Origin of the sequence: Rosettibacter primus (assembly GCF_036860675.1) — a bacterium.
In the GTDB taxonomy this organism is placed as follows: Bacteria; Bacteroidota; Ignavibacteria; order Ignavibacteriales; family Melioribacteraceae; genus Rosettibacter; species Rosettibacter primus.
Genome location: NZ_JAYKGK010000010.1, coordinates 72,897 through 91,873 on the forward strand (window position 1 = coordinate 72,897; position 18,977 = coordinate 91,873).

Here is an 18,977-nt window from a genome sequence, read left to right on the forward strand (position 1 = left end):
GGAGAATAAAAATGGTTAAAAAAATTTTTACCTTAATTAGTTTTTTAATAATTATTATTCATTTAGATTCAATTGCACAGGTTAACCCTGGCACAGGCAATCTAATTCACTCTTGGACATTTGATAATGGAACCGCAGTTGATAATATTAGTGGAATTGCAGGAACTTTAAAAGGCAGTGCAAAAATTTCTAATGGTGCACTAAATACAACTGCTTCAAACTCATGGTTAGAATTGCCAGCGAATTCAATTTCAATTAATCAATATCAAGCTCTTACTTTTGAAATATGGTTTAAGTCCGTTCCTAATGGTAATACTGGTTTTCATATGATTACTTCTTTTGGTAATACAAGAAATACAATTGGTGTTAATTATTTTTTCATTACGCCTGCAAGAGGTGATGACAAAAGTCGAGCAGCAATCTCCTGTCTTGATGAATCAACTCCCTGGGCAAGTGAATCAGGTGCGGATGGTCCAGAATTAGATGACGGCAAAGTTCATCAAATGATAAGTACAATTGATGCAGAAAATATTACTTTATATATCGACGGACAACTTCAATCAAAAACTCCTTTATCAGGAAATAATAAAATTGCAAACATAAGTAATAATTTTGCTTATCTTGCAAAAAGCGTATACGACGCTGACCCAACATGGAGAGGAGAAATTTATGAATTTAACATTTACAACAAAGCATTATCATCCGACGAAATTCTTTTTTTGTATAATAACAAATCTAATCTTCAAGCAAGCGATAAACCCGTTGTAGTTGAAGCTGAGTCTGGAAAACTTGGTAGCTATTTTGTAATTAAACAAGAAGGAAATATATCCTACATTACCACAACAGTGAATTATACAGGTCAAACTGCCCCTGGTGATAGTAACAGAATAGCAACTTATCAAGTAACATTTCCAGATTCTGGACATTACAATTTATTTTTACGTGTTCGTGTCGGCTCTGGAGGATATAATGATGACAGCTTTTTCTATGGAAGAGGATTCGGAATTAAAAACGACACATCAAGAGCAGATTGGGTATTTGTAAATGGACTCGGAGGTGCTGGATTTTCTAATCCTTCTGATGTTGTTGATGATGTTGGCTCTGTGGGTTCTGGTGTTTGGAAATGGGTAAATGTTTCTAAAAATACTTATTCTGGTGCAGAAGGACATGTTTTTCATGTTAGCTTAGACAGCCTTACTAAAACATTTCAAATTGCCAGCCGCGAAGATGGATTGGATTTTGACAAGATTGCATTTGGAAAAGCTAATTTATTATTTACTGTAGAAAATCTTGATAGTCTTCAAGCAGGTTCATCTAAACCAATTGAACCTGTTGTTCCCTGGACCGGTCCTCCTTTGGCTCATAAACAACCTAAATATGTTGGAAATATTTACAGTCCAAATCAAAGAGAAAATTTTGCATATTACTGGAATCAGGTAATTCCAGAAAATGCTGGCAAATGGGGTAGTGTTGAAGGTATAAGAAATAGCATGAACTGGACAGAATTAGATGCTGCATACAAATTAGCAAAGGATAATGGTTTTTCATTTAACTTCCATGTTCTTATCTGGGGTGCTCAACAACCATCATGGATTAATTCACTTACAAAAGAAGAACAGCTAAGTGAAATTCGTGAATGGTTCCAAGCAGTTGCAAATAGGTATCCTGATATAGACGTCTTACAAGTTGTAAATGAGCCCTTGCCTGGTCATAATCCTCCTGACGGTAATAGTGGACGAGCTAACTATAAAGAAGCTTTAGGAGGCAATGGGACTACTGGATGGGATTGGGTAGTTAATTCCTTTAAGATGGCTCGTGAAATTTTCCCCAATAAAACTAAATTGATGATTAATGATTTTAACATTATTAATAGCACTTCAAATACTTCACAGTATCTTAAACTTATAAGATTACTTCAATCTCAAAATTTAATCGATGCTATAGGTGTGCAGGGACACGCATTTACTACAGCCAACGCCACTGCCTTATTAATGAAACGTAATCTCGACTCCTTAGCATCTACGGGTTTACCGGTTTATGTAACAGAATTAGATATTGATGGACCAACAGATGATGTTCAATTAAATGAATACAAAAGGGTATTCCCAGTATTATATGAACACCCTGGAGTTAAAGGAATAACTCTTTGGGGATGGAGACCCGGACTCTGGAGAAATGAACAACGTGCTTACTTAATTAATCCTGATGGAACTGAAAGACCAGCATTAGTATGGTTAAGAGAGTATCTTGATACTGTTAAAGTAGTTGTATCTGTAAATGATAATTTTGAAATTCCTCAAGCTTTTAATCTCTATAATAATTATCCTAATCCTTTTAATCCATCTACTACTATTAGCTATGATGTACCTTACACAAGTTATATCAGCTTAAAAGTATACAATTTACTTGGACAGGAAGTAGCTACTTTATTTGAAGGTATTCGTCAACCAGGACATTATAAAGTTCAGTTTGATGCAAGCAATCTTAGTTCTGGAATATATTTCTACAGACTTTCTGCCGACAAATTTGTAGCAACAAAGAAACTTATATTAATGAAATAGAATGAATTTTATACTCAGATGAAAATATTTTTATACAAAATTATATTCTTAACTTTTCTGCTAAGCAATATATTAGCACAAAAACTTTGCAGTGATAATGGTGATGGAACATACACCAATCCAGTAATTTATTCTGATTTTCCTGACCCTGATGTAATAAGAGTTGATTCTGTTTATTACATGGTTACAACTACGATGTTTATTTTCCCTGGTGTTACAATTCTTAAATCTAACGACCTCGTTAACTGGGAATATTGTGCTAATGCAGTAGAAAGATTTGACTTCAGCCCCTGCTATAATCTTGAAGGTTGTAATAGGTATTCACATGGACAGTGGGCAACAAGCTTAAAGTATCATAATGGAAAATTCTATTTGTTATTTATTACACTTGACGAAGGTGGTTTTTTATGCACAGCTCAAAAGCCAGAAGGTCCATGGGAAATCAAAAAACTTCCAAGAGGATTTTATGACCCCGGATTATTTTTTGATGACGATGGTAAAATTTATGTAGCTCATGGCTATAATAAAATTTATGTTACAGAACTTGACTCAAATTTCCATTCTATAGGTGATGATGTTTTGGTCTTTACTGGTGATATTAGACCCGGTCTTGAAGGAACACATGTTTATAAAATCAATGGCTACTATTATCTATACTGCACATATGGCGGAAGAGATGGTTTTCAGGTTGCACTTCGTTCTAAAAATATTTATGGACCATATGAACAAAAGATTGTAATAAGTGATGATTCATATTTAGATACAGGTTTACACCAAGGAGCTCTTATTCAAACACAAACTGGAGAATGGTGGTCAATAATTTTTCAAGATGGGGGCGCCTTTGGGCGTTTCCCATCTTTGCAGCCTGTAACATGGATTGATGATTGGCCTATGGTTGGCATTAATGGGAAAGGAGTAATTACTTTCAGAAAACCAAATGTTGGAAGGAATTATCCCATCAAAATATTGCCAACATCCGATGAATTTGACAGCACAAAATTAGGATTACAATGGGGCTGGAATCATAATCCAGAACCATCAAATTGGTCACTGAACGAAAGGCCAGGTTTTTTAAGACTAAAAACTGTAAAAACTGTTACTAATTTGAAAGAAGCACGCAATACTTTAACACAAAGAATCTTTGCTTATTACTCAAAAACTTTTGTTACTACTGCGACAATCAAAATGCATGTTGATAGCATGAAAGATGGGGATATCGCTGGACTTGCTGTATTTCAAGACCCTTATGCTTATGTCGGTATCAAAAACAATAATGGTAAAAAATATGTTGTTATGGTTAACAATGGTTCTTTAATCGATTCAACTGAAATTAATTCTTCTGTGGTTTATTTAAGAGCTATGGCAGAATATGGTTCAAGCAAAGCTTATTTTGCATATAGTCTGGATAATAACACATTCTCTAAAATTGGCAATATTTTATTGATGCAGTTTAATCTCTCAATTTTTACAGGAAATAAGTTTTGTATATTTAATTATGCAACAAAAAATACTGGAGGATTTGTTGATGTTGACTGGTTCAGAATAAATTTACCAGAATAAATTTTTCTACAAATCTATACTTCAAATTTATTAGCGCCACTCAAGTTTTGTTTCTAACAAAAATTATTATTATCCATTTAATTTGTTCACCATGATGTAAGTAATAAAATTATTACATAATGACGCGTTGAATTTTTCAGAATTCTCAATTAATTATTGAACAGTAACTTTTAAGAGAATTTTTAGTCTAAATGACAGAGCTTAATTAATCTTTTTGATAAAATGTATTCCAGAAGCATTTTAACGAACATTATTTAATTAGATAAAAGCAATCTTAAGATTAATCAATATTGTGAATAAATTATGGGAAGTAATAAGTTCAACATTAGAACATTATTCGCTTGCTTATTTTATTTAGTAATTATTGATTCTAAAGTCTTTGCTCAGAATAATTTGTATGATATCAAACAATATGATTTGTATATCCTACCTGACTTTGCAAACAAGAATCTTTTTATATCAACAACAATTAATATTAACAATTTAGCTCTTAAAGATACTTTTTATTTCGGGCTTAATGATTGTTATGAAATATTAAAAATAGAATCTAATTCATCGCCATTTTATGTACAAAGAGAAAATGGATGGATTATTATCGTCTTTCAAAAACCTGAAAAACATCTCTCAATTGTTATTGAAACAAAAGGTGTAGAAGTAAAAAGTAACAACGAAAACAGAGATGTAATCACAGATTCCAGTCTATTCTTATTATGGTCAGATAAATTTTATCCTATTGATTACAATCATTGGTCCAAAGTAAAAACTACAATAATTCTCCCTGATAATTTTCATGTAATAGCTCCAGGTAAATTAATAAGAACCAGAAAGCTCGGGAAGAACATTGAGCATATATTTAAAACCACTTACCCAGCGGTTTGTTTTTCAGTTTTTGCAGATTCAAGATGGATTGTTACAAAAAAGAAAATTAATGGAATACAAATGCAGACATTTCTTTATCCAGAATGTCAAAAATTTTCAGAACAGATTTTTAGTACAAGCACTGAGATATTGAAATTCTATTCAGATACTTATTATCCTTATCCATTTGACCAATTTAGTTTTATTAACCTTGAAGGAATTTATGCACGACTTGCATTTCCAGGTTTTATTGGTTACAGTCCAAGCTATCTTGAAAAAGAATTTACAACTACCGGACATGATGCACATGAAACTGCACTCCTTTGGTGGTTTTATACATTACGTGGTGATGGACCTGGCAGTTTTCAATGGACGGAAGGTTTTGGAGATTATGCAGAATTTCTGTACGATGAAAAATATCAAAAACCAATTCCCAAAATTTTTCAGTATTTCCGAAATAAATATATATCATTACCCTCACAGGAAGATGTTTTATATTATGAACTCAATGGGAATACATCACAAGAAATTGTTCACGGTAAATATCCCTGGCTCATGCATATTATTCGTTATATAGTAGGTGACGAAAAATTCGGAGAAGCAATGAAATTGATTTTTAAGAAATTTCGATTTCGAACATTTACTATTGATGAGTTTATTGCTGCTTTGGAAGATGGATGCAAACAATCATTTAAATGGTGGCGGGATGAGTGGCTTGAAAGGAAAGGTATACCCGTGATATCCTTGAAAGCAGAAGTAAGTTATGATGAAAATTATTACAAGATTAGCTGTATTCTAACACAAGTTGAAAATCTTTACAATATTCCAATAGAAATTGGTATTGAAACTGAAAAGGGAATAGAGATAAAGAGAGTGAACATTAGCGGCAAACAAATGATTTTTACTTTTGAATCAAAAGAAAAACCAATAAATATCTTAATCGATCCTAATAATTGGCTTCTCTTGAAAGCAATATATATAAAATAACAGAATGAGCCGGGAAGTTCTTTTGAGTAGTTTAATTTATAGTAAGCAATAGCAAAATAAAATTTATAGTTTATTAAAATCATATTTAATTAAAAACTTTATTTAGCAATTATTATTTGTTGTATGTTATTAAAATTTATTCACATACTGAGTATCAATTCTCTTAGATAAATTTGTGATATTCGGTCAATTTGTAAAATAAAGGATTAAGTATTAATAATATTTACAAAAAGAAAATTAAAGGTCAATTAATTATGAAAAACTCAAAAAAAATAGGTAACGGAATTTTTACTCGAATTTACAATCAATTTATACACAATTGTAAGAAAACAGGAATAATTTCGTTTTTCTTCCTTTGTTTAGTCTTTTTATTTTCTAACAATGTTTTCAGTCAATATTTTTTTCTAAAACATTATGAAACCAAGGAAGCATTAGAATTAGATGCCAATAAAATTATTGCTGATTTCAGCCAGTTTGTTAAAAACAAGGGTTATAGTATGCCCGATATTCCAAAAGTAAAAATTCAAACAGAGCCGTTTTTAATTAAATTGGATAAACCTAATAATGTTATTATAGTTCCTTATTGGAAAGACTTAACAAATGAACAAAAAGAAATCTTTAAATCATGGTGGGGTGATAATGCTGAGGAACAGTTTACTCTAATGTTCAATTGGTTTTTTATTGCTCATGAACTTGGTCATTATATTAGTCCAATGATTCATGATTTGAATCCCTATCAATGTGAGAAAGAAGCGAATGAAGTTGCAGTAACTTTCTTTAGAAGAAATTCAGCGAATATCGAAAAATTAGATTATGTTGAGAAATCATTAAAGCAAGTTCTGGAAATGCTTCCGAAGATTGACTTTGGCAATTTGTCAGAAGCAGAATATTTTAATGCTAATTATAAAAAGATTGGAAATATTCCAAATTTATATGGCTATTTTCAAATTAAGTTTGTGCTGAACGCATTAAATAATCATGAAGATTTTAGCATCAAACATTATTTTGAAGAACAAACTAAATAGGATTTATGAAAAAGTTAATATTCAATTCGTTAACTTTCGTTATAATTCTTAATACAATTTCTTTTTCACAAAAAGAAAATTCAGAAAGAGGTAAAATTATTTTCAAAACGAATTTTGTTAACAATTATATTTTGCATATGTATTGTTTAGCTGGTATTGGAGAGTATAAATTGAATACCGAGTACTATGAACGATATCATTCATATATTGATACTAATGATTTATCAATATTAAAAAAATTCGAATCAAGGCTATTTTTTGGTGATGGTAAAGCCGGCGAATTTGCTTTTTTTTGTTTTTTTCTGCCTTCATATTTAGAGCTAAGTAATAAGAAAGAGTTTGTCGAATATTATAGAATTTTAATAAAAGCCTTAGAGTTGAATAATTTTAATGAGTTCTTACAAAAATTTAAGATTGATACAGAAGATTTCATTCTGTCTAATATTAAATTCTTTTTGAATTTACCAGACTCCCTTCATAAGAAACTTATTAAACCACTTAATGAAGAATTCAAGACCGTAGCAGAAGTATTTATTAGAAATATTGATTCATATGAAAAATATATATGGCCACACCAAAGGAAAGAAATACAAGAAAAGATTTCACACTGGAATAAAGTTTTTAAGGATAATAATCTTATTCAGAGATGGGAAAATTTTACTGGGTTAAAGTTTAGTAAAGATTATCAAATATTTTTGTGTTATCCAAATAAAAAAGGACCCAGCGCAAATTCAATGAGTGTAGATAAAAATATGTTTTATTACAATTTCCACGAAGATTTCTTTTTTGATTTTGTAAGTCACGAAATAGGTACCCATTTACTTTTTCCATTAGTATGGACTAATGATGAAATAAAAAAATATATTCAATACAATGCTTCTAAAGTTTATAAGGCTGTTGAATCTCTTTGCCAATTTTACAACAAAAAAATTCTCAATAAAGAAAAGTTGAGTTATAATTGGTATGATTATAATGCTGATGACTATGAAAAAATTTTTAGTAAGTATTTTTCAAAAGAAATTTCCCAGCAAAAAATTAATATGCATATATATTTACTAATTAAAGGTCTTGAAGAAGTACAGTAAATTTTATCATTAATAGTTCATTTATAACTGTAGAAGAATAATTATAAAATTAGTTTATTACTGGAGTAAATAATGAAAAAAATAATATTAGCTACAATAATATCTATGAGTATTTTTCTTTCTTCATGCGCACCGGGTAGTGGAACTTACAATGAATCAAGAAAAGCAGGATTCTTTACCGGTGTATGGCATGGATGGATTGCACCCGTTACTCTCATCTGGGGATTATTTAATAATAATATCAGAGTTTATGAAGTTAATAATACCGGTTGGTGGTACGACTTTGGTTTTTACATTGCTATCGTTGGAGGATTTGGAAGCTTTGCTTTATCAAGAAAGAAAAAGTGATAAATTGAACTTCATAAGATAATTGAATTACAACTTCAATAGAATTTTACTTGCACTTTCTGTTTTTGCCCGTATTATTTTTGTAAATTTATAAGCAGAATTATTATAATAGGTATAGAAATATGTATATCAAAACATTTACATTCACAGTAAATACAAATGGATTTAATGATATTGTTGATATAACTTCAGAAGTTCAGTCCCGATTAAATGAAACCGGTATGAAAGAAGGAAATGTACTAATTTTTGCTCCTGGTTCAACATCGGGAATTACAACAATTGAATATGAACCTGGACTTCTCAAAGATTATCCTGAGTTTTTTGAAAAGATTGCACCATCAAATCACAATTATCATCATAATGATACATGGCATGACGGAAATGGCCATGCTCATGTAAGAGCTTCACTTCAAGGAGGTTCAATTCAAATTCCATTTTTAGATTCAAAATTATTGCTCGGCACCTGGCAGCAAATTGTCTTAATTGATTTTGATAACAGACCAAGAAGAAGAAACATAATTGCTCAATTCATAGGACAATAATCATGAAAAAAACAATTCTGTACCTTTTCATTTTTTTCCCGACCATTCTGAACTTTGGTTGGGGAGATAATGGACACAAATTAATTACAAAACAAGCATTGTTAATTCTACAAAAGGAAATAAATTTTTCTGACAATTTTAAATCAGCAATAATTCAACATTCTATTGATCCGGATTATAGAAAAAAAGATGACCCTTCAGAACCTCAAAAACATTTTATTGATATCGATTATTACAAAGAATTTCTAAATGGAAATATGATTTTATCGATTGATTCTCTTAAAAAAATTTACGGCGACAGCATTGTAACCGCTCAGGGAATCTTACCATGGGCTACAGTTACTACATACACAAATCTCGTAAATGCATTTAAAGAGAATAACAAAGAAAAAATTTTATTATACACTTCTGATCTTGCTCATTATGTGGCAGATGGACATCAACCTCTTCATTCAACAATAAATTACAATGGACAGCTTACTTCTCAAAAAGGAATTCATTTTAGGTATGAAATTGAAATGATTGACCGGCATCTTGACGATATAGAAAAAAATATGAAAATCATTCCACCTATTTATGTTACTAATATTACGGATTTTGTTTTCAATTATATTTTTGAATCTAATTTCGAAGTTGATATTCTACTTTCTGCAGATAAGCATGCAGCTAAAATCAGCAATGGTAAATATGAATCGGATTATTATAACATCTTGTGGTTTCGAACAAAATATCTGACAATAAATAAATTTGAAGCAGCAGCTTTTTCAATTGCATCTCTAATCTATTCCGCATGGATTGAGGCTGATAAACCAAAGGTGAATTATTGATGAAGAAAAAATTTGTAACTGTTTTCGGCAGTTCAAATCCGCGTCCCGGTGATTATGAGTATGAAATTGCATATCAACTCGGCAAAAAGTTAGCTGCAAATGGATTTAATGTTTGCACAGGTGGATTTCAGGGAATTATGGATGCTGTTTCAAAAGGGGCATTTGAAGAAGGTGCTGAAGCATTAGGTATAACTCTTGAAGTTTACAATGCAATTCCAAGTAAATATCTTACCAGAGAAATTAAGTGCAAAACACTCTTCGAACGCTTGCAAAACTTAATAAAATATGGAGATGCTTACATTGTTCTAAACGGCGGCACAGGCACACTTGTCGAACTCGCAGTAGTATGGGAATTAATAAATAAAAATTTACTAAATGAAAAACCATTTGCCTGTCACGGTTCTATGTGGAAAGAAATTGTTAATCTAATGGAAAAACAAATTAAAAAAGAAAATAGAAAAACAGGATTAATAAAATGCTTCGACGAAATTGATGATTGTGCAAATTACATAATTGAAAAATTAAAAGAATAACTTCAATTATCTAAAACAACAATTCTACCTTTTATTTTATACTTCTCTTCAAGTTCAATTAATTTTTTATTTGCTTCTTCTTCACTTATAAATTGTCCGCAGTTAACAACATTTAAAATGCTTCCTCCAACTTCTTTTGTAGTTATTTCTGTGTAATAACCATCTTTTTTCAATAACTCACTCAATCTTTTTGCATTATCAAAAACTAAAAAAGCTCCTGCCTGAATAGTAAATTTTTTATTGTGATTTTCTTCAGGGATAGTATCAGGTAAATTTCGATTTGCATTTTTTAGAAATGCAGATTCTGGAAATTTATTTCTCAGTTCATCTAAATATTTATTTGCTGTTTTATAAAGTCCAATTGAAAAGTAATAAGAGAAAATATTAAATAAAGCTGCATCAGAATATTTGCTATCAGGAAATTTTTCATACAGGTATAAATATTTTTTTATTGCTTCTTCCCCATTCTTAGTAAGAATTGCATCAAGGTATAACACTGAAGGGTCTGAAGGATTTTCTGATTTGAATTTTAAAAGCATACTCTCAGCTTTCTGAATGTTTCCGTAGTTAACAGAATTTAATGCTTCAGTTATATCAATATTCTGAGAGTATGCATCAATCTTAATTAAAAATATTATCAATAAAAATTTTTTCATTACAACAAAGATTCTTTTGACCTTCTATATGCAGATATCACAAATCCAATTACCATTACAACAACACCCAGCCAGATTAAACTGATAAATGGTTTAATGCTTGCTTCAATAGTCAGAATTTCTTTAGGTACTGATTTTTGTTCCGATTCACTTGATAATGAATTGAAAGTAAGTTCTACCATACCTTGTGAAGCATTCATGTTATTGATATAAACTTTTAAATCTGCTTCTTTAGATTCTGCTGGATAAAATTGTGGTCCCTCTCCTGTGTTATCCATATATGGTTCTATAATTTCCGATTTGCCGTTATAATTAAGTTTAAGGCTAACACCAATTCTAAAATTCTCTCCGCTCATCATTGCACTCATATCTTTGGGCAAAACAAAATTCATAAATGTAATTTCAATGTTTTTATAATTGTAGGTTTCCCCTTTTTTCATTTGAACTGGGGAATTAGAAGTAGAATTTGTTTCATCGTAAGCAATTGGAGCTACATAAAAATCTTTTGTTAGACCAACCAGTATATCAGGTTCTCGCATTAAGCTATTATTAAATTCTGCAATATACATTACAGGAGAAGCCTGACGAACGGAGTTTCCCTTTTTAACCAGGACATTAAATGCATATTTTTTACCACCATCAATTGGCTGATAACCGGTAAAAGTAAGTTCATAGCCAAAGAGATTCACCTTTTCTCCCTTTACCAAATCAATTTGTTGATGTTTTGAGTAGCCGCCTGTTGCCACAACCCCAACAAGGAAAAGAGCTATTCCAATATGGGCAACATAAGCTCCAATAAAACTTTTTCTGCCTCTAAGTATTGAATAAGCAATTTCTCCATTCACAAAAAGTGCAAATGCTGAAGAGAAAGTTAAAAGTACAAGCATAAAATTATTAACGCCACTTAAAACAAAAATTAACAAAGTAAGAATTAATGCAGCAATAATTGAAAATCTTGATTGTTTCCACAACTGTTTGCTTTCTGTGTATTTCCATTTTAAGATTATACTCAATCCATTAAGCAGACCAATAATAATTGCTATTGGAAGATTAAGCTCGTTGTAAAAAGTTGTATCAACTGTTTGTCCAAATATTGGAGCACTTGTTCCGGCAAGAATAATAATTGCAGATGCAATTAATGCAACCGAGCCGGTAAACAATGCTAATTCTCTTGATAAAATATTTTCTTCAAAAGTATAATGTTCTGTAAGATATTTCCATCTGTAAACAATCATTCCTATTCCAAGCAAAGCGAAAAGAATCAAAAATAAAATCAAGAAAAGATATACTGTCATCCCAGGGTCAACAAATGAATGAACCGAAGCATCGCCGAGTATTCCACTTCTTGTAAGAAAAGTACTGTAAAGAACTAGTACATAAGTCATAATACACAGAATTAAATTTGTTTTAACGAATCTACTGCTGCCATCCCTATCCTGACTTTTCTTTTGAACAAGCATTGTATGAATTGAAGCAACACCAATGAGCCATGGAACAAGAGAAGAATTTTCTACCGGGTCCCAGCCCCAATATCCACCCCATCCTAAAACACCATAAGCCCAGTAACCCCCAAGCATAATTGCCAAGCCTAATATCATTGTTCCAGAAAGAACCCATGGCAGCGCTTGTTTAATCCATTCTTTATAATCATTTTTAAGTAATGCTGCAATGGCAAATGCAAAAGGGACTGCTGACATTGCAAATCCAACAAATAACATTGGCGGGTGAATTTGCATCCAGAAATTTTGTAATAGTGGATTCAATCCTTTCCCCTGAATGATAAAATTTTCGATATTAATATTGTTAGCAGTAAGAATAGCATAAAGTTCTTTGCTTACCTGAATAAAATGTTTATTTGATTGAGGGTCGCTGAAAATAAAATTCTGTAAAGATGGCAAAGTAAGATAAGCAGTGTTAATGTGTTTTAAGTCAACAAAATCGCGTTGAGACCAGATATAATTAAAAGGTGACTTAAGAAGAGGATTCAACATTATTAAAAGAAAAGTAATTGATAGCGAGTAGACCATCATTACTCTTGGTTCTAAATCGCCGCGCTTTGAAGTATAATCTAAAAGAATCAAACCGATAATTACAGAAAATAAAGCCCAGAGCATAAAACTGCCTTCCTGTCCAGCATAAAATGTTGATATAAGAAGTCCCGTAGGCAATCCGCTGCTGCTGTAATCATAAACATATTTGTATTGATATTGATGAGTTAATATTGCATGAAGAAGCAATGCGCTTGCAGCCATTACCATAACTGCAGTAAAATGAAAACTTATACGAGCTATCCCAAGTGTATTCTGATATCCTTTGTAAGTGAGATAATACATCAGAATGGTAAAAGCTCCTGCAATTAATGCAAGAGTTAAAAATATATTCCCAATCATAATTTCTCCTGACGTTTTAATTAAGATTTGGCTTTTTGAACAGTTTGTTCTTGATATTTAGAAGGACATTTTGTTAAAATATCTGTTGCATGAAAAACACCATTAGAGTATTTACCTGTAACAACCACGCTTGTTGATGATTCAAAATTATTTGGTATTACTCCATGATAAACAACTTTCATTATATTTCCATTTTCATCCTTAATATAAAATGAAAAAATTTTATTTTCTTTATCGAATTCATAACTCCTTTCTTTCAGCCATGTGCCTGTTGCTTTGACTGTTTTACCTGACTGCATTACTTTTACAAAGCTGCTTTCATACTGGACATTAGTTTGCGTAAACAAGTAAATCATAATTCCAAGAAAAACAACAATGATAATTCCGCCAAAAAGATATTTATTTTTCATAATATTATTTCTCCTTTATTTCTTTCTCTAATTCTTTAAGTCTTTTATCCGTATTTAGTAGGAACAGAAAAATTCCAATCCATACAACAAGAACAATAAACATTACAATATAAATTGAGTTTTGCTCAAGAAAATTTATTAATCCGTTTTCCAATTTTAACCTCTTATAATTTTTTAGAAATATTTTCGTTCATTATTATAACTTTATAACGAATTTTCCAAATCCACCAGTATAAAATTGTAAATGCTATAAGTGAAAGATAGAATACCATCATCATATTAAAATTCATCTTAAAATCCACAATAGGACCAGCATTATCGTCGTTTGCAGAGCCTGGATGTAAACCCGTCATTATTCTTGGCATAATAAAAATAAAGAATGGAACAGTTAAAAATGCTATTATTGAATAGACTGCAGAAAGTCGTGCTCTTTTATCTTCATTTTCAACTGCAGAACGAAGAGCCAGAAGAGAGCCATAAATTAAAAGCAAAATAAAAATGCTTGTTTCGCGTGGGTCCCAATGCCAGAATGCACCCCAGGTAAACTTTGCCCAGATTGAACCTGTAACAGTTGCAAGAATGCAAAAAACCATTCCAAGCTGCAATGCTGATGCAGACTTTGCATCTTCATCCAGATTTTTATTTCTTAAATATTTTATTCCATAAATCATTGCCATTAAAAATGCAATTACAGAAATCCATGCCGTTGGAACATGAAAGAAAATTATTTTTGCTTTTTCTTCAAGACCCGGTATGTTTGGAAATTCATACCAGTGCTGCGGTTGAGGTACAATTGGAAATGTAATGCCCGCAATAATTACAAATGTCATTAAAACAAATAAAGTTATCTTCCAAACCATTTTATTTTTCTTGTTTAATTTATAAATATGGATATTTAGACAGCATTTAAGTCATAGTTGCTCGAAAAATATAAAAGTAGATTATGATTTCCAAAGATTTAGCTTTTTAATTATGTTTACATAAGATTATAATGCTACAACAATTAATGTAAAGAATTTTTCTCAATCATACTTAAATGAATTTAAACAGAATACATAAAAATTAATTTTAATACAAAATAAACATTAACTCGTCTAACTGTGCAGAATAAAAAAATCAATGAGGAAAATTTGGCTCACAGAAATCCAATAAAAAGAATATTCGATCTTTACACAAGTGACTTAAGTTATCAGGAAATTGAAAAATTAATTAAACAGGAAGCCAGCGAAGTATATGAATTTTTCAAAAGTGATATTCCTAAACCCGACTCATCAAAAAATAAATTTATCCGTGGTTTAATTTTTCTTAGAAGTCTTTTCAATGCATTTATTTTGAGACTATCACCTGCAAGAAGAATTTTTTATCTAATAGCACTCTTTTTCTTCATAGTAAGTTATTCAGAACCTAACTCACTTTATCTACTACTGTCCTTCATCATATTAAATTTGTTACTCGCTTTCGAACTTGCAGATAAACTAACTGCAAAAAGTGAACTTGAAATTGCAAGAAAAATACAATTTGATTTGATACCAAAGCATTCACCTCAAATAAAAGATTATCAGATTTCAACATACTACGAACCTGCAAGAGAAGTTGGCGGCGATTATTTTGATGTAATCGAAACAAAAGAAAAAAGTTACATAATAGTTGGAGACATTTCTGGTAAAGGAATGGCTGCCGCACTTTATATGGTTCGGGTTCAATCAATAATTTATTTTTTACTTGATTACTATTCAGACATTAAAGATATAATTATAAATCTTAAAAAATATTTCTCAAAAAATTTGAGAAAAGAATTTTTTCTTACAATCTCAATTTTATCAATTGAAAAAGATGGCAAAATAAATTTTGTAAAGGGTGGACATCCTCCTGCTCTTCTCTATAAGAACAATCAAAAAGAATTTATTGAAATTAATCCATCAGGTATTGCAATTGGCATGAACGATAGAGGTTTGTTTGAGAAAACCTTGGCAGAAATACAGATTAATCCTGACCTTAATGATATTATTATTATTTATTCCGATGGTGTGACTGAAACAATGAATATTTTCAAAAATTTTTTTGGATTAGAAAACATTAAAAAAGTAGTTGAGAAAAATGTTGATAAATCAGCCGAAGAAATCAAAGAAGCATTATTAAAATCAATAATTTCATTTAGAGGGAATGCACCTCAAAACGATGATTTAACACTTGTCGTAATAAAAAGAAATCATTCAGTTTCAAGCACCTGAAATTCCTCGTCAGCAGGTCTTATCTCATCATACATTTTTTTTAATGCATTAAATGCAGTTTGATTTCCTCTTTGAGCTGCTCTTCGATAAAATTTAACTGCTGTTGCTTTGTCCTCTTTTACACCAATTCCCTTTTCATAACAATAACCTAAATAAGCTTCAGCAAGAACTGAGCCTTCATTTGCTGCTTTTATAAGAATTTCAATCTGGTCTGTTAAATTATTTCTCGATGTAGAATCAACAATTTGTGCAAATGCTATTCTAATTAGAGCTTCTTTGCTTCCCAGATTTTTTGCAAGTCTCCAGTATTCAATTGCTTTTTGAATGTCTTTCTTTACAATTGAACCTGAACTATAACATAAGCCAAGTTCAATAATTGAAGGCAGATGATTTTTTGTGACAGCATTTATTAAGAGTTCAAGTGCTTGCTGATTTGTTATAATATTTATAAATCCTAGTGCTGTTGCCCCGGCAATTACATACATAGCATCTGCATTATTTTTATTTGCTCTATCTTTCAAAACATTAATAAAGTTTTCATCTCTAATCATTTTATAAAAAATTTCTCCAGCTTTATATGAGCCAAGACGATATGCATGCAGGTAATTTGATGCAGCTTTTATCAAATCCTTTTCAAATAATATTCCTTTTTCGTATGCAAGTCCCTTAATTAAAATTGCTTCAGGACTGCCATTTTCTGCTGCAAACAACAAAATAGATTTCCCACTTGTATCAGGAAGATTCATATTTTCATTTTCTTCTTCAATACCAAAATACTTTTTTAGTTCTCTACTGTTTTTGGTGGTTAAAATATTCAATTCGTAATTATCCTCTTTCTTATTTTCATTTTCAAAATCAAAGAATTCAAGATTCCAATCAGAACTAATCAATGAAACATCTTCAACTTTAACTGGACTAACAACACTCTCTGTTGTATCGGAAGGAGGAATAAAACCACTTTTCTTAAATTGTTCTAAAGCATCTTTAGCTGGTTGAAAACCCGCTTTAGCAGAACTTTGAAAAAGTTTATAAGCTTCTGCATAATTTCTATTTACTACAAGATTATCCATTAGCATCAATGCATAAGCAAATTGAGCTTCTGGTAATCCAGCATTTGCTGCACTTTTAAAATTAAGATAAGCTTCAAAAGGATTCCAGGGCACACCTATTCCATTGTAAAGTAAAATCCCATAATTATGTTTTGCGCTTGGTAAATTTTGGTCAACTGCTTTTCTAATCCAATAAATTGCTTTAACAGTGTCTGGTGGAAAACCCTGACCAAGCAAATATCTTAATCCTAATTCATGCTGAGCAAATGGGTCTCCCCTATTGGCTTCTGTTAGAAGAAGATATCCTGCAAGCAATGAATATGATGGATATTTTGCTTTAAAGTATGTTTTTCTTGATTGATTGGATTTAAAAGCTTGACTTCTTAATGTATCATCAGAATTATAATATTGTGCATGGATATATTCTGATGATAAAAAAAGAATCAACAAGAATTTTATCAAAAGAAGAAATTTTTTCATCCGATTTTATTAAGTTAATAAAGCCACTTTTTAAGTATGAAATAATTTTTTCCATTAATTGAAAAATAGTCAAGTTCATCCATCAATTGTTGAATGATGAAAAGTCCCATTCCACTTTCAGGAAGACTGTCCAAATCTTCCGGGTCATAATCAAGTTTTTTTATTTCCAGATTTGTTCTTGGCATGCCTTCATCAATAATGTTCACCTCAATAAAATTTTTATCTTTTATTATTCTCACCTGAATAGATTTACCTTTCTCTTCCTTGTAAGCATGTTTAATTACATTATTTAAGGCTTCGGTTAGACAAATATCGAAGGCATTCCGGATTAATTCTTCAATTCCCTCTTTGCTTAAAAAGTCATTAACAGCATTATTGACCTTTACAACTTCATCATAATCGCTCGATATGTTAATTTCTAATTCGCTCACTTAATTAATCATTTATTTCAATCTCAATATAAAAAAGTGATATTTCACTATAAAGCATTTATAATTTTTTATATAACAAAATTAATTTAGCAATAAACATATTTCAGTAATCAAATTTTATAATTAAATTTAAATAAAAATAAGGATTCATATATGAAAATAATTTTTATTGGAACAGGTTCAGGCAGAACAAGTGTAAAACGGTTCCATTCTTCATTCTTATTAAAAACAAAAAGGCATAATCTGCTTGTTGATGCTGGCGATGGAATTTCAAAAGCTCTACTGAAACAAGGCATTAATTTTAATTCAATTAATGCAATTTTATTTACTCATTATCATGCTGATCATTTCACTGGAATTGGTGCTTTAATAACTCAAATGAAATTAAACAACAGAACAAATATGCCTGAACATGGTGGACCATTAAAAATTTTTACACATAAAAATTTAATTAATCCACTTGTTTCACTGATTAATTCTGTCTATATGTTAAAAGAGAACCTTGACTTTGACCTTAAAATAATTGGATTTAATTTTGATGAACCTGTTCAGATAAATGAAGAAATTAAATTTATCGCAAAACAAAATTCACATATTGTTCAGAAAGAATTTTTGAATCATTATCCTTCTGAATTATTTATATCTTCAAGTTTTCTCTTAAGTGTAGAAAATAAAAAAATTTTTTACAGTTCAGATGTTGGAAGCAAAAATGATTTATACCTTTTTGAAAATGAAAAAATAGATTTAATGATAATCGAGTCAATGCATATAATTCCAGAGGAAATTTATGAAGCTTTTATTAAAATTAAACCTAAAAAATTATTATTAACACACATTGATGATACACTAGAAAGGAAATTAAAAAACTGGCACAAAAAATTATCAGAAGCTGAAAAAAGAAAAATTCTTCTATGTTATGATGGAATGATTCTAAAATTTGCTGTTAAGTAGATAAATTGATTCTGCAAATATTAATGCATAAAAGCTTATCTTTACATAAAATA

At 30.5% G+C, this 18,977-nt stretch carries 18 protein-coding genes; 11 read left to right on the forward strand and 7 right to left on the reverse strand.

Annotated elements, in window-relative coordinates:
* Positions 1-11 precede the first annotated feature (11 nt).
* From VJY32_RS11975 to VJY32_RS12015, 9 genes are all read left to right on the forward strand, one after another.
* Entirely contained in the window at positions 12-2,561 is a 2,550-nt protein-coding gene (locus VJY32_RS11975) for an endo-1,4-beta-xylanase (protein WP_353678153.1), read from the forward strand.
* Positions 2,562-2,579: 18 nt separating this feature from the next.
* Positions 2,580-4,121 (forward strand): glycoside hydrolase family 43 protein, encoded by a 1,542-nt coding sequence (locus VJY32_RS11980; protein WP_353678154.1) that lies wholly within the window; start codon positions 2,580-2,582, stop codon positions 4,119-4,121.
* A 303-nt stretch (positions 4,122-4,424) separates the two neighbouring features.
* Positions 4,425-5,966, forward strand: a complete 1,542-nt coding sequence (locus VJY32_RS11985; protein WP_353678155.1) for a M1 family metallopeptidase — start codon at positions 4,425-4,427, stop codon at positions 5,964-5,966.
* Positions 5,967-6,220: 254 nt separating this feature from the next.
* The gene (locus tag VJY32_RS11990; protein WP_353678156.1) at positions 6,221-6,991 is read left to right on the forward strand and encodes an ImmA/IrrE family metallo-endopeptidase; all 771 of its coding nucleotides are present in this window, start codon (positions 6,221-6,223) and stop codon (positions 6,989-6,991) included.
* A gap of 5 nt (positions 6,992-6,996) precedes the next feature.
* Complete coding sequence (locus VJY32_RS11995; protein WP_353678157.1) at positions 6,997-8,076, forward strand: ferritin family protein; 1,080 nt, start codon at positions 6,997-6,999, stop codon at positions 8,074-8,076.
* A gap of 72 nt (positions 8,077-8,148) precedes the next feature.
* The gene (locus tag VJY32_RS12000; RefSeq protein ID WP_353678158.1) at positions 8,149-8,424 is read left to right on the forward strand and encodes a hypothetical protein; all 276 of its coding nucleotides are present in this window, start codon (positions 8,149-8,151) and stop codon (positions 8,422-8,424) included.
* A 122-nt stretch (positions 8,425-8,546) separates the two neighbouring features.
* Positions 8,547-8,966, forward strand: coding sequence for a secondary thiamine-phosphate synthase enzyme YjbQ (locus VJY32_RS12005; RefSeq protein WP_353678159.1), 420 nt, complete (start codon positions 8,547-8,549; stop codon positions 8,964-8,966).
* A gap of 2 nt (positions 8,967-8,968) precedes the next feature.
* Complete coding sequence (locus VJY32_RS12010; protein ID WP_353678160.1) at positions 8,969-9,793, forward strand: phospholipase C/P1 nuclease family protein; 825 nt, start codon at positions 8,969-8,971, stop codon at positions 9,791-9,793.
* A complete protein-coding gene (locus VJY32_RS12015; RefSeq protein WP_353678161.1) occupies positions 9,793-10,326 on the forward strand; it encodes an LOG family protein in 534 nt (177 codons plus the stop codon). The genes VJY32_RS12010 and VJY32_RS12015 overlap by 1 nt, the downstream gene beginning before the upstream one ends.
* 2 nt (positions 10,327-10,328) lie before the next feature.
* Here the strand turns inward: VJY32_RS12015 and VJY32_RS12020 are convergent, their stop codons facing one another.
* From VJY32_RS12020 to VJY32_RS12040, 5 genes are read right to left on the reverse strand one after another with little or no spacing between them, the layout of a single operon-like run.
* Positions 10,329-10,982 (reverse strand): SPOR domain-containing protein, encoded by a 654-nt coding sequence (locus VJY32_RS12020; protein ID WP_353678162.1) that lies wholly within the window; start codon positions 10,980-10,982, stop codon positions 10,329-10,331.
* Positions 10,982-13,372 carry a heme lyase CcmF/NrfE family subunit gene (locus VJY32_RS12025; protein ID WP_353678163.1) on the reverse strand — a complete coding sequence of 797 codons (2,391 nt, stop codon included), beginning with the start codon at positions 13,370-13,372 and terminating at the stop codon, positions 10,982-10,984. The genes VJY32_RS12020 and VJY32_RS12025 overlap by 1 nt, the downstream gene beginning before the upstream one ends.
* Positions 13,373-13,392: 20 nt before the next feature.
* Complete coding sequence (locus tag VJY32_RS12030; protein WP_353678164.1) at positions 13,393-13,782, reverse strand: cytochrome c maturation protein CcmE domain-containing protein; 390 nt, start codon at positions 13,780-13,782, stop codon at positions 13,393-13,395.
* 4 nt (positions 13,783-13,786) lie between these two features.
* Positions 13,787-13,936 carry a CcmD family protein gene (locus tag VJY32_RS12035; RefSeq protein ID WP_353678165.1) on the reverse strand — a complete coding sequence of 50 codons (150 nt, stop codon included), beginning with the start codon at positions 13,934-13,936 and terminating at the stop codon, positions 13,787-13,789.
* Between the two features lie 10 nt (positions 13,937-13,946).
* Positions 13,947-14,675 (reverse strand): cytochrome c biogenesis protein, encoded by a 729-nt coding sequence (locus VJY32_RS12040; protein ID WP_353678196.1) that lies wholly within the window; start codon positions 14,673-14,675, stop codon positions 13,947-13,949.
* 237 nt (positions 14,676-14,912) lie between these two features.
* Here VJY32_RS12040 and VJY32_RS12045 point away from each other — a divergent pair, with 237 nt between their 5' ends.
* A complete protein-coding gene (locus VJY32_RS12045) occupies positions 14,913-16,013 on the forward strand; it encodes a PP2C family protein-serine/threonine phosphatase (protein ID WP_353678166.1) in 1,101 nt (366 codons plus the stop codon).
* On the opposite strand, the gene VJY32_RS12050 is transcribed toward VJY32_RS12045, so the two are convergent.
* Positions 15,992-17,542, reverse strand: coding sequence for a tetratricopeptide repeat protein (locus VJY32_RS12050; protein ID WP_353678167.1), 1,551 nt, complete (start codon positions 17,540-17,542; stop codon positions 15,992-15,994). The genes VJY32_RS12045 and VJY32_RS12050 overlap by 22 nt on opposite strands.
* 14 nt (positions 17,543-17,556) lie before the next feature.
* The gene (locus VJY32_RS12055; protein ID WP_353678168.1) at positions 17,557-17,973 is read right to left on the reverse strand and encodes an ATP-binding protein; all 417 of its coding nucleotides are present in this window, start codon (positions 17,971-17,973) and stop codon (positions 17,557-17,559) included.
* A gap of 153 nt (positions 17,974-18,126) precedes the next feature.
* Between VJY32_RS12055 and VJY32_RS12060 the strand changes: the two genes are divergently transcribed.
* On the forward strand, positions 18,127-18,924 hold the full coding sequence (locus tag VJY32_RS12060) for an MBL fold metallo-hydrolase (RefSeq protein WP_353678169.1): 798 nt from the start codon (positions 18,127-18,129) through the stop codon (positions 18,922-18,924).
* Positions 18,925-18,977: the final 53 nt, after the last annotated feature.